The 12,544-nt window shown below is 51.6% G+C and carries 12 protein-coding genes; 6 read left to right on the forward strand and 6 right to left on the reverse strand.

What is annotated here, in order from left to right; all coding sequences use genetic code 11:
- From DFER_RS18390 to DFER_RS18410, 5 genes are all read right to left on the reverse strand, one after another.
- Nucleotides 1–2,907 carry a PVC-type heme-binding CxxCH protein gene (locus DFER_RS18390; protein WP_015813156.1) on the reverse strand — a complete coding sequence of 969 codons (2,907 nt, stop codon included), beginning with the start codon at nucleotides 2,905–2,907 and terminating at the stop codon, nucleotides 1–3.
- A gap of 33 nt (nucleotides 2,908–2,940) precedes the next feature.
- Nucleotides 2,941–3,801 carry a sugar phosphate isomerase/epimerase family protein gene (locus DFER_RS18395; protein ID WP_015813157.1) on the reverse strand — a complete coding sequence of 287 codons (861 nt, stop codon included), beginning with the start codon at nucleotides 3,799–3,801 and terminating at the stop codon, nucleotides 2,941–2,943.
- Nucleotides 3,802–3,881: 80 nt separating this feature from the next.
- Nucleotides 3,882–4,241 carry a YraN family protein gene (locus DFER_RS18400; RefSeq protein WP_015813158.1) on the reverse strand — a complete coding sequence of 120 codons (360 nt, stop codon included), beginning with the start codon at nucleotides 4,239–4,241 and terminating at the stop codon, nucleotides 3,882–3,884.
- Between the two features lie 21 nt (nucleotides 4,242–4,262).
- Entirely contained in the window at nucleotides 4,263–4,595 is a 333-nt protein-coding gene (locus DFER_RS18405; protein WP_015813159.1) for a hypothetical protein, read from the reverse strand.
- Nucleotides 4,561–4,791, reverse strand: a complete 231-nt coding sequence (locus DFER_RS18410; protein WP_015813160.1) for a hypothetical protein — start codon at nucleotides 4,789–4,791, stop codon at nucleotides 4,561–4,563. Before DFER_RS18410 ends, DFER_RS18405 begins: the two co-directional genes overlap by 35 nt.
- 180 nt (nucleotides 4,792–4,971) lie before the next feature.
- Between DFER_RS18410 and lipB the strand changes: the two genes are divergently transcribed.
- The 4 genes from lipB to rnr all read left to right on the forward strand — a co-directional run bounded on the left by lipB (nucleotide 4,972) and on the right by rnr (nucleotide 9,362).
- The gene (gene lipB, locus DFER_RS18415; RefSeq protein WP_015813161.1) at nucleotides 4,972–5,694 is read left to right on the forward strand and encodes a lipoyl(octanoyl) transferase LipB; all 723 of its coding nucleotides are present in this window, start codon (nucleotides 4,972–4,974) and stop codon (nucleotides 5,692–5,694) included.
- Nucleotides 5,694–6,107: a hypothetical protein gene (locus DFER_RS18420; RefSeq protein WP_015813162.1), complete on the forward strand. Its 414-nt coding sequence runs from the start codon at nucleotides 5,694–5,696 to the stop codon at nucleotides 6,105–6,107. Before lipB ends, DFER_RS18420 begins: the two co-directional genes overlap by 1 nt.
- A gap of 87 nt (nucleotides 6,108–6,194) precedes the next feature.
- Nucleotides 6,195–6,929 (forward strand): 3'-5' exonuclease, encoded by a 735-nt coding sequence (locus tag DFER_RS18425; RefSeq protein WP_015813163.1) that lies wholly within the window; start codon nucleotides 6,195–6,197, stop codon nucleotides 6,927–6,929.
- Between the two features lie 45 nt (nucleotides 6,930–6,974).
- Nucleotides 6,975–9,362, forward strand: coding sequence for a ribonuclease R (rnr, locus tag DFER_RS18430; protein ID WP_015813164.1), 2,388 nt, complete (start codon nucleotides 6,975–6,977; stop codon nucleotides 9,360–9,362).
- Here rnr and DFER_RS18435 read toward each other — a convergent pair.
- The gene (locus DFER_RS18435) at nucleotides 9,359–9,610 is read right to left on the reverse strand and encodes a hypothetical protein (protein ID WP_015813165.1); all 252 of its coding nucleotides are present in this window, start codon (nucleotides 9,608–9,610) and stop codon (nucleotides 9,359–9,361) included. The genes rnr and DFER_RS18435 overlap by 4 nt on opposite strands.
- A 272-nt stretch (nucleotides 9,611–9,882) precedes the next feature.
- On the opposite strand from DFER_RS18435, the gene DFER_RS18445 reads away from it, so the two are divergent.
- A complete protein-coding gene (locus DFER_RS18445; protein WP_041735275.1) occupies nucleotides 9,883–10,779 on the forward strand; it encodes a 3-keto-disaccharide hydrolase in 897 nt (298 codons plus the stop codon).
- A gap of 111 nt (nucleotides 10,780–10,890) precedes the next feature.
- Nucleotides 10,891–12,543, forward strand: a complete 1,653-nt coding sequence (gene gldG / locus DFER_RS18450; RefSeq protein WP_015813168.1) for a gliding motility-associated ABC transporter substrate-binding protein GldG — start codon at nucleotides 10,891–10,893, stop codon at nucleotides 12,541–12,543.
- Nucleotide 12,544: the final 1 nt, after the last annotated feature.

Below are 12,544 nucleotides of genomic sequence, written 5' to 3' on the forward strand. Positions count from 1 at the left end.
TCACTTGAAATTCAAAAGATAGCCCGTCAAATCGGCCAGATCCTGCTCGTTCAGGCCCAGCGCGGTGGGCTCCGGCATGAGCGAAGAGGGCATTTTCTCCCGGGTTTTAATTTGATCGGCCTTGATCGTGTGCTGCTGGCCTGCTGCGTCTTTCAGCACCACAGTCGCGCCGTCGCTCATGAGAAATCCGAAGTAGGTTTCGCCCTTTTTGGTAACGATCGTGTAGCTTTCATAGCCGAAAACCATACTCGCCGACGGGTTGATAATGGCATCCAGCAAGGCCGCCTTGTCGAACTTTTTATGAATGGTCGTGAGGTCCGGCCCTATTTCCGCGCCTTTGCTGCCGTGCTTGTGGCAAGCCGCACAGATGGTCGAAAACAGCTTCTCGCCATTTGAGGGATCGGCGTGCATTCTGGAAATAAAATCGGTTTTTAAAACCTTCCCGTTTCGCGGGAAGAACTGGCTGGCGACCACGCGCACATTCTGGTCGTGGTTTTTGAAAATAATCTCGCTCACCGACCTCGCTATGGTGTCGGGCAGCTGGCCTTGCACGCGCATATCCACAAGTATATTGCCTCCGTTCGCATCCGAGGCCATTTTCCTGGCTGTTTCGATGCGCTGGGAAATGGGTTGGGTTTTGTCGGCTACGGTCTTTTTCAGGTTGAGCATGCGTTGGTAGGCGGGCGTTATCGCCTGGGCAGTCGTTTCTTCCCAGTTCATCAACCCGGCCCAATCATTGCTTTTCCGGAAATTGATCCAGTATGAAGCCTGCGAAGCCACATCCGGCAAGGTGGATTTCGACAATGCGACCATCGCCTCAGCGGCTTTCTTATTTTTGATAAAACCAATGGCTGTCAATGCTTTGCGACGCTCCGGCTCGGCCACTTTGGGTGAGGCGGCCCTTGCTTTTAACTCGTCCAGGGCTATTACCGGATGCAAACGCCAGGTAAGATTTGCCCGCCGCGAGTCCCAGTGAATTGGGTCTGCTTTCAATGCTTCACGGACATAGGTGTAAACATCCGCTTCTTTTCCGTCTGCCGCCGTCCCAATTGCTTCCAGCATCCAGGGATCTTTACCGTCGTAATTTTTGATAAGGTTTGATATACTCTCAAATGCCTGATCGTATGATAAATCCCGCAATGCGATCCCTACCTCCCGCCGCACGGATGCGTCCGCATCTTTGGACACTTGCTCTAAAAATGCAATTGTCTTATTCATCGATTTCAATGCACGGAATGCCGTAAGCCGGTGCATTGCGTTGGGTGACGACAATAATTTCACCACCTCCGCATTGCCTTGTTCGCCCAATTGCGCCATAAGCCAGATCGCCCGGGCCTGGTGATAGGGGTTTTCGGCGGCCAGTAGCTGCTTCACTTCCGGCAAAACCGCCTCGCCCTTCGCCTTTAATCCTTCAAAACCAAGCGATCGCACGTTGATAGCGGGGCTTTTCAAGGCATCCAACAGTCCGGCGGTTGTGGAAAAATCGAGCTTAGGCGTGATGAGTTTCTTTCCTTTGGGCGTAATGCGGTAAATGCGGCCGTAGCCTTTCTTATCTTTCATGGCATGCCCTCCTACCACGGGATCGTACCAGTCGGCAATGTAAATGGCGCCGTCCGGCCCTACCGCCACATCCGACGGCCGGAACCATTTGCGATAATCCTGGTCGGTTTCGTACCATTCGTAGCGTTCCGAGACGCGGGGAAAAGAGCTGATGAGGTCGCGGCGGTTGAGCGCGAAACCCGCGCCCTGCGGCTGGGGCTGATAAGCGAAAATCACATTCCGCCCCGCTTCGCAGCTCAGCAATGTGCCGCGGTAATTTTCCCCCAATTCATCGCCTTCATAAAACACGATCCCGGTGGGAGAGCCAGCGCCCGAGTTGTCCCCGGCGGGCATCACGCCCGGGTCTTCCTGATGCCAATGCGTAGTGAAAATGTCCTGCCCCGGGCGGCGGTCGGCCTGCCAGTAGCGGCTACCGTCTGAGGAAAAATAGCCCGCATTGCCATTTTCCTGCAAAAACGAGACGCGGCATGTGATCACCTGGTCGTCGTTATCGTTCTGCCACATATTGCCGTAGCTGTCGAGGCATACTTCGTAACTGTTCCGGAAATTATGCCCGAGCACTTTCAGGCCCGTTCCGTCGGGATTAATACGCAACGCAAGGCCGCCGACCCAGATCCGGCCGTCGTCCGACTTTTGATTGCCTTCATTCTGTTTGTTATAGGGCGTTCCGCCGGTGTAAAGGCTGCCGCTCCGCAGTGTCCAGCCGCCTTTATCGGTAACTTTGTGCGGCCCGGCATTGCCGGTGTTGAAATAATACTTTCCATCCGGCCCGACGATCAATGAATGCAGGGAATGGTCGTGGTCGAAGCCGCCGAAGCCGGTCAGGAATACCTCGCGCTTATCGGGCTTGTCGTCACCATCCGTATCGGTATAAATGAGCAGGTTAGGCGCGCAGGAAACGATGGTTTTGTTGCCAATGACCGCAATGCCGAGCGGTGCCGTCAGCAATGAATCTTCCACATACACTTTGGCGGATTCGGCCTTGCCGTCGCCATCCTTGTCTTCGAGGATCATTACCCGGTCGCCTTTCTGCTTGTGACTGAGGCGTTCGGCGGGCTTTGTGTTAAAATCGCGATAATTCACCGCCTCAGTGATCCAGACCCTGCCTTTGGCGTCGATATCCATGTTGGTCGGGTTATAAAACATCGGCGCCTCGGCCCATAATGTAGCTTCGAGGTCGTCGGGCAGGTACAGCCGAGAAGAATCATCCGCTACCGCGGAAACCGCCGATTGCCGGGGACTTTCGGGTGCCGGGGGCTGCCACATGGCCCTGAGAAGCGAAACCAGCAGGATGCTTCCCGCGAAAAGAACCGATTTGCTAAGCGGCAATGTACTGGTGATGTTCATCGTGAGCCGGAGTGTGGTTTTGAATGAGGCGGATTAGGCTGGAAATAGCTTTTCGAGAAATTTTCGGTTGTGCTGATAGCATTCCACAATGTCGGCCCCCTGCGGCGTTGCGCCTTCAATCTGCATCCAGCCGTCGTAGCCGATATCGGTCATAGCCGCTGCCACCTTCACCCAGTCGAGGGGGCCTTCGCCCAGGCGCTGGCCATTTTCTTTCATATGTATTTCACAAATCATGTCCTTGCCGAGCATCGGTATTTCCTTGAAAATGTCGTGGCCGGCATCGGTAGAATTCCTGAAATCGTAATACACTTTCACGGCCTTGGAGCCAACGGCATGAATAAGGTCCAAATGCTCCCGTCCGCTCAGCCAAGATTCGATGCCTAAGGTAATGCCCTGCTGCTCGGCATGCGGGGCTACTTTTTTCAACCGGCTGATCACCGCTTTTTTACCGGCATCGTCATTCCGGAGGTCACCTTCCGAAAAGAATGCGAGCAAAACCACGTTTACGCCCAATGCTTTGGCCGCATCCACACTGTTCCAGACCCACTCCTCCGTTTGCGGCTTCGATTTATAAGGCACGCGGTTGAGCTCCCCGATCGCCAGACTGGACACCTTCACGCCCGTCCGCGCCGACGCGTCGCGGATGGCCTGCAAAGTTTCGGGTACCGAAAGGCCTTTTTCGTCCTTCCCGGTATTGTAACTCACCTGAACGCCGTTCAGACCGATCTGTTTCGCCCGCTCAAAGGCCTCGGGGCTCAGTTGCTTGCCGAGCGACCAGTCGCACGCCCCGATCCGGTACCGGGCGGCGCCTTCGTTATCGAACATGGACGATGCCACCAGCAGCGCAGTGCTTTTGAGCATTTCCCGCCTGTTCATCACCAAACCGTGCTTCATGACAGTCAGATTTTGAAATACTTAAAGAATATCTTCAAAATATGCTGCGATTTGGTTTCTACTTATAAATGCAGGTTACGTTACCGGCTGAATGCATCTTCGATGTGCCGGATGTCGGTTGAGCCATCGGGCAGGACAAGGATGGAAATGATGTCGAACCGAACGTCATTTTCCCAATCCACATCGAAAATATACTGCTCCGCGGCACGCATGATCAGCCTGGCCTTGGTGACGTTCACAAATTCCTCCGGCATCCCGAATGCCATGCCCGTACGCGTTTTCACTTCAATAAAAATCAGCATATCATCCTTCGCCGCGATCAGATCGATCTCGGATTGCCAGTTGCGGTAATTTCTGGCGATGATTTTGAAGCCCTTTTCTGCAAGGAAGGATGCCGCGGTAGTTTCGCCCCAGCGGCCGAGGTCGTTTGCTTGTGACATAATGTGTGTTTTATAATAAATTTAGCGCTCGTCAAGCTCTGACAGAAGCTGTTTTACTTCCGCAATCCGGATTGATTCCTGATCACTTTTATCGTAAATCGATAGCAGGTTCACCGATCTCTTTGCAATGTGGACGTAGGTAACAACCCGCGTTCCGCCCGACTTCCCCTTTCCCTTGGATTTAACAGAAAGCCTCAGTTTGTAACAACCCAGGCCCAGGGGGATTCCCTGCGTCGGATTTATTTCAAGAGAGCATATCAATCCGAAGATCTCTTCTGAAAGAGAAGGATACTTCTTTAACAGTCGTTTGAAGTCCGTTTCAAACCTTCGTGTCGTTTTGACAAAGTATTTCATTCAGGAACTCTTTTGCGTCCCTGGTTTCCAATTTACCTTGTTCGATCAGTTCTATGTCGTCAACAATATCCATTGCGTCGTCCAAAATTTTAGTGTGGATCGGCAAAAGTGGTTTGAATTTAACGTACGGAAGCTTTTGAAGCATCTTCATGAAGAGTTCCGCTTTCTCGTCTTTGACATCCAGTAAAAGCTTCATAACCACAGAATTTAGTTGCACTAACAAATTTAACGAACATTTACCTAATAAATTAGCGTTCTGAAACCGGGGCGTGTGTGTGATCTGTTTCGTTTGGCCGGAAGGATCCGGTTTGATATTTAGACGTCGGTTCTACAAATTGGTAACGCCGTCGCGGAAATTTTTTTTGAATCGTTTGAAATGAATACCCTGATCAATAAAAAAGTGCAGTTCCGGGATCTTGGCCTGATCGATTATCAGGAGGCATGGGATTATCAGGAGAAGATTTTCGCTGAGACACTGGCGATTAAAACGCAAAACCGGTCGCTCGATGCGGAAAACCAGCAGCTAACCCCGAATTTCCTGCTTTTCTGCCAGCACCCGCATGTGTATACGTTGGGGAAAAGCGGCAAGCCGGACCATCTGCTGCTCGACGAAGACGACCTGGCGGCCAGGCAGGCCAAATATTACAAGATCAACCGCGGCGGGGACATTACCTACCACGGACCGGGGCAGATCGTCGGATACCCGATCCTCGACCTGGACAATTTTTTCACGGACATTCACGTGTATATGCGTACGCTTGAAGAGGCGATTATCCTGACGCTGGCCGAATATGGCTTGCAAGCGGGCCGCATTGCAGGACTAACGGGCGTTTGGCTTGATTTTGAGGAACAGAAAAATCCGAGGAAAATTTGCGCGCTGGGCGTGAAGGCAAGCCGCTGGGTGACCATGCACGGTTTCGCCCTGAATGTGAATACGGATTTATCCTATTTCGGAAACATCGTCCCATGCGGGATCGACGACAAGGCGGTTACCTCGCTCGCCGCGGAATTGGGCAGGGAAGTCGATTTAGAGGAAGTTTCAATTAAATTAAAAAACCATCTGGCGCATTTGTTCAGCATGGAATTGCAAGTAGCGTAATGAAGAAGGATATTATTTTTCACCCTGTGAAGGGCGTGCAAGTAGCCATCGTGCGGAATGTGAACGAGCTGAACGCCGAAGAATGGAATGTGATCGTGATCAACCGCAACGACGAGCCGGTAACCAGCGTTTTCGTGACATCAAAAGGTTATGGAAACAGCGAATCGGGCACGAATACCGATCAGCGGACATCTACATTAAGGCATTTTTTCCCGGAAATACCCGCCGGCGGGCACGTGGTCGTAGAGCCGATTATGCCGGATGTTTTTCATTTGAACAACGAGTTCTGGATCAGCTATTTTATCGGGAGCCAGATCTACGATAAAAAATTCATTTTCGTGCCCGACAGCATCATCGAAGCGAACATGATGACGATCGACCCGCCGGGGCTGGAAGGCGTTTTGCACGAATAGCATTCATGGTGCCGGGTTTGAGGGCAATGTATTATCATTCCAATATTTTGCATAATATTGAGAATCTGCAATCAAACCCGACACACTATGACAGAAGAATTCAAACGCCGCTCCAAAAATTTCCTTTTGCTTGATATCGAGACCGTTTGCTCGCACGCGAGTTATGACCAGCTTCCCGAGCGGATGCAGAAACTCTGGGACAAAAAGGCCCTGACGCTCCGAAAAAACGACGATACCATCACCGATTCCGAATGCTTTTACGACCGCGGCGCCATTTATGCGGAGTTCGGTAAGATCATTTGCATTGCATTCGGCGCTTACTATTGGAACGAAAAAGATGAGATTGCGTTTAAGGTGAGTAGCTTCGCCGGAAACGATGAAGCGCTGTTGCTGCTGCAATTCAAGGCATTGGTTGAAAAATACCCCGCCGAACAGCTGATCCTCTGTGCCCACAATGGCAAGGAATTCGATTTTCCGTTCATCTGCCGCCGGATGCTGATCCACCGGATCGAAATCCCCAAAGCATTACAGATTTCTGGCAAGAAACCCTGGGAGCTTCTCCACCAGGATACGATGGATCTGTGGAAATTCGGAGACTACAAAAGCTACACCTCGCTCGATTTGCTGGCTGCCGTTTTTGACATTCCCGGAAGCAAAAACGAAATGAGCGGCGACCAGGTGACAAAGGTTTACTACGAGGAAAATGATCTGACCAAAATTTCCCGATATTGCAGAGAGGACGTGGTAGTGCTGGCACAATTGTATTTGCGGCTGCATTGCTTTGACCAAATACCCGAACCAAATATCGTGCGGGTGGAATAAAGTGCCGTTCCGCGAGGTGCGGGACAATTTTTATATATTGAATACATGAGAGAAAAAAAGAGTAAAAAGAAACAACAACCTGAAAAAAGGGAGGCCTCGGCGCCTCATCACATTGTTTCTTACATAGATAATTTAAAGGCGGACATTGCCGCGTTCTTCGACCTGAACGCCGAGCATTCGTTCCGGCCATTCGACGTACACGATCATTTTGGAGTGCACGACAAAAAAGTGCGACTGCTCTTTAACGAAATACTGCACGAACTGGAACAGGACGGCAGGCTGGTTTACAATAAAAACGGCACCTATCACGCGGCACCGCTTAAAACAAAGCCGCAGGGCCTTACCGGACGCGTGGAGCGTGTAAATAAGGGCTTCGCATTTGTGGTGATCGAAGGCCGTGAGGATGATATTTATGTGGATCTGGAATTGCTGAACGGCGCCTGGGACGGCGATATCGTTCAGGTGCAGCCGCTGTCGAAAAATTTGCGCTCGAAAGGGCGCGGCGACTCGGGCCGGAACCGTACGGAAGGACGCGTTACCGATATTGTGGAGCGTTCGAACGCGGAAATCGTGGGGATTATTGAGATTAATCCGCGGTTTGCAGTCGTGCAGCCCGATAACAAGCGACTTTATGATCCCATATACCTTGAACCTGACCAAGTGGGCGCAGCCCGCCACGGCGACAAGGTGATCGTGAAAGTGACCGAATGGTCCACGCGCAGGAGCCAGGCCGAGGGGGAAATCGTTTCGGTGCTGGGCGCTGCGGGTAACAACGATGTCGAAATGCACGCGATCCTCGCCGAATTCGGGCTACCCTATCATTTCCCTGACGAAGTAGAGGCCGAGGCTCAGAAAATCCCGAACAAGATTGTCAAAAAGGACCTCGCCAAACGCCGCGATATCCGCGACGTGCTCACGTTCACGATCGACCCGGTGGATGCCAAGGACTTCGACGACGCATTGTCTGTCCGTTACCTGGACGAGGACGTGGTGGAAGTGGGCGTGCATATCGCCGACGTGTCGCATTATGTACTGCCGGGCACGGAGCTGGAAAAAGAGGCGCTGCGCCGCGCGACGTCGGTTTACCTCGTCGACAGGACCGTGCCGATGCTCCCTGAAAAGCTTTCGAACAACCTTTGTTCGTTACGCCCGAATGAGGACAGGCTTGCATTTTCGGCCATTTTTGAGATTACTTCAAAAGGTAAGTTGCTCAAAGAGTGGTTTGGCAGAACGGTGATCCATTCCGACCGCCGTTTCACCTACGAAGAAGCGCAAGCCGTGCTGGACTCCGGCGAGGGCGATTTTCCGAAAGAACTGGACACGCTGAACAAGCTTGCCAAAATTTTCAGAAAAGAGCGGTTCAAAAAAGGCGCGATCAACTTTGAGACGCCTGAGGTGCGTTTTCGTCTTGACCCGGAAGGCCGTCCGTTGGGTATTTACACCAAAGAGCGCCACGATTCGAACAAGCTGATCGAGGAATTTATGCTGCTCGCCAACAAACGTGTGGCGGAATATGTATACTCGCTTTCCAAAGGTGAGGACAAGAATACGATGGTTTACCGCATTCACGAAGCGCCCGACCCGGATCGTCTGCAAACTTTCGCGAATTTCGTGGCCAAACTGGGCTTGAAACTGGAAGTGGAAGAAGAAAGCAAGATTGCCAAATCCATGAATGCGATGCTCGCGAAAGTGGAAGGCAAGCCAGAGCAGAACCTCATCGAGTCCCTCGCGGTGCGCACGATGGCCAAGGCGCGGTACAGTACCGAAGATCTCGGCCATTTCGGGCTTGCATTCAGGCGGTATTCGCACTTCACGTCGCCCATCCGCCGGTACCCAGACGTGATGGCGCACAGGCTGTTGCAGCATTATCTGGATGGCGGCGCCAATGTGGACCAGGAAACTTATGAGCGGGCCTCGAAACATTCCTCGGAGCGCGAGCGCCTCGCCGCGGAAGCGGAAAGGGCGTCGATCAAATACAAGCAGGTCGAATACATGAGCATGATGGACCCCGAGAAGGAATTCGGCGGCATCATCACAGGCGTGACGGAGTTCGGGATATTCGTGGAAATCACGGAAACCGCTTCGGAAGGGCTCATCCGCATGACCGACCTCGGCGACGATTATTACGAACTCGATAAGGAAAACTATCGCGTGATCGGCCAGCACACCAAGAAAATATATGCTTTTGGTGACGCTGTGAAGGTAAAAGTGAAGGAAACCAACCTGGCCCGCCGGAGTATGGACCTGTATTTGGCCGGGACGAAACCGGGCCGCAGAAGCGAGTTTAGCCGTCCCGACTTTGGACGCGACCGCGATCGCCGCCCGCGCGAACGTAAGCCCAAGGAGCCGAGAGGTTCCGGGCGTGTGAAGCGTGGTGCTGGCGGAACTGGTGGGGGAAGTTCGGCTAAGGTGAAGCGGCGGAGAAGAAATTAATGCTGCTCCGCACATTGTGCTGCAATGACTCGCCTTTTCAGGTCGTCCGCACGCTCGGCGAGTCGTTGCATCCCATAGCGCCATGCCGCCGTTATGGTCTCTTGATCTGCATCGATTTTTCTGGTTTCCCAGAAATCATTACGTTCTTCGTCAGATTCCAAAGCCAGATATTCCTTCACATAAGGCAGGAATAGGGGATCTACTAAGGATTCTACATTGAACTTTTCAAAAGCTGTTTGATTTCCCATATGCGTTCCAGTATAGTATCAATGTGTTGTTCCCATTCCTCATTCGTCATGCTGAGATCCTGCCTGTATTCTTGATAGATTTTAAGCAGATTTTTTAAAAGCTGATCCTCTTCTTTCAGCTCTTTTCTTTCAGCATCAGACATAAATTTAACCAATAAATAATAATTAAAGGCATTGCACCGAAGGTAGAAAACAGCCTGGCGTACCTTCCATTCGTTGTGCAAATGCCTGTAATGGCTTATCAAATGGTATTATCCACAAAAATCTTCTCTATGAACCGCAAAACTTTCCTGCTTCTTTTAGCCTCGTTGATATCCATTACAACCCAAGCCCAAAAACCCGCCGACAAGGAAGAATGGGAATCCCTCTTCAACGGCAAAGACCTCACGGGCTGGGATATTAAAATTGCAGGGCATAAGGTGAATGATAACCACAAAAACACCTTCCTGGTGGAGGATAACATGATCCGCGTGAACTATAAGGAGTATGATAAGTTCACGACCGAGTATGGCCATATGTATTACAACAAGCCGTATTCACATTACAAAATCAGGCTGCAATACCGCTTTACGGGCAACCAGGTGCCCGGCGGTGCGTCGTGGAATGTGCGGAATAGCGGCATTATGCTGCATTCGCAATCGGCGGCGAGCCTGGGCATTGATCAGGACTTTCCGATTTCTTTGGAAATGCAGTACCTGGGCGGCCTCAATGCAGGCGAGCGTAACACAGGTAACCTCTGCACACCGGGAACGATCGTGGATATCAACGGCAAACTGGACGAAGCGCATTGTATTAATTCATCTTCCAAAACCTATAATGGTGATCAATGGGTGGATGCGGAGGCGATCGTGCTCGGCGACTCGATCATTTACCACATGATCGGAGGCGATACGGTGCTCGTTTACACCAATCCGCGCATTGGCGGCGGCTATGTCGGGAAGAATCACACTTTCGCAGACGGCAAAGTGGCTGATGAAGCGGAATGGCGAAAAAGAGATGGCACTAAGCTCGGCAGCGGCTACATTGCATTACAGGCCGAAAGCCACCCGATCGACTTCCGTAACATCCAACTGCTCAATCTGAAAGGCTGCATGGACCCAAAAGCCACAAATTATAAGTCGTACTACGTGGCGGCCGACAACTCCGCTTGTACATATAAAAAGAAATAACCTGCCTTATGAAGGCAATAAAACCGGATTGATTTTCGGTTTTTTATATTTTTGCAGGAATGGGCGGTTCGTCTGAATCGTCCATTTTTGTTAGTAATCAGCCTTGTGCGAATGAAAAAAAATCTTACCCGGTTTGTACTGCTCGTGGTTGTTCTGGCCGGGATCAACTGGCTGGCTTCGTCGGTGTTTTTCAGGTGGGACCTTACCGAAGACAAACGGTACAGCATTTCCGATGCCACCAAGCAGCTTCTGGGCAGCTTGGAGAAAGACGTGATCGTGAATGTGTACCTCAACGGCGACTTTCCTGCCGGCTTCGAGCGTCTCGAAAGCGCCACGCGGGAGACATTGGAGGAATTTAAAACCTACGCCAACGGCCACCTGATCGTCAACTACTCCGACCCTTCCGACGCTACAAGCGAAGAGCAACGCCAGAAACAATACATGAGCCTCATCGACCGCGGCTTGAACCCAACCAATGTCTTCGCGAACGAAGATGGCAAGCGCACGGAAAAAATTATTTTCCCCGGCGTGATTGTGCAGGCTGACACGCTTTCCGTGCCGGTTCAATTATTAAAAGGCAACAAAGCCAGCTCGCCGGAGGAGCAGCTCAACCAATCCTACGAAGGCGTCGAGTTCGAACTCGCCTCCGCTATTCGCGTGCTGGCGAACCCTGAGCGCAAAAAAGTAGGGTTTGTGGTAAGCCACACGAAAATTTCCCCCGCCCGTTTGAGCGATATAATTGCCACAATCCAGCAGAGCTACGATGTATTTCTGGACATGAACAACCCCGAATCCTACGAAGGGCTTGATGCATTGATCATCATGAAACCCGACAGCGCATTCTCGGATGAGGAAAAATACAAGCTCGATCAATACGTGGTTGGCGGCGGCAAAGCATTGTTTTTTGTGGACGGCGCAAAAGTCGACAGTGTAAGCCTGGATGGCAACTATGCCCAACCGCTTGATCTGAACCTGGGAGATTTGTTCTTCAAATGGGGTATCAGACTGAATACCAACCTGGTAAAGGATTTGAACTGCGCGCAAATTCTGCTGAATGTAGGCAACGTGGGCGATAATCCGGAGATCCGGCCCGTGCCGTGGCGCTTTTTCCCATTGCTCAACAACTTTGGAAAACACACCATTACCCGCAATCTGAATGCGGTTTACGCCCGCTTCTTAAGCTCAATTGACACGGTGGGTGGCGCAAATAGCATTGTAAAAACACCTTTGCTCATGACCTCGCCCTATACTCAGCTCGTGAATGCGCCCGCGCTCGTAGGTTACAACGAGGCGCGCAAGGACCCCGATCCGTCGGAATACCATTCGGGTAGCAAGCTCGCCGGCGTGCTGCTCGAAGGATCATTCATATCGCTCTTTCAAAATCGCATTCTGCCCGGTGATCCGCGGGCTGCAACGTTCAAAGCGAGTGGTAGCGCCGGAAAGGTGATTATCTGCTCGGACGGCGACCTGATTGTGAACGATTATGATTATAAAAGGAATGCGCCGCTACCGCTCGGCTACGACCGCGTGGCGAAGCAGACATTCGGAAACAAGGATTTTGTTCTCCACGCGCTCGATTACATGACCGACGCCAATGGCCTGATCAATGCGCGCAGCAAACAGATTGCCATACGCGCTTTGGACAAAATCCAGATTCAGGAAAGCCGGAAGTTTTGGCAGGCGCTTAATTTGCTGCTACCGGTGGCACTAATCGGCCTTTTTGGAGCACTCAGATATTACCTGCGCCTCCGAAAATTTGGGTAAC

It is taken from the genome of Dyadobacter fermentans DSM 18053 (assembly GCF_000023125.1).
Lineage (GTDB): Bacteria > Bacteroidota > Bacteroidia > Cytophagales > Spirosomataceae > Dyadobacter > Dyadobacter fermentans.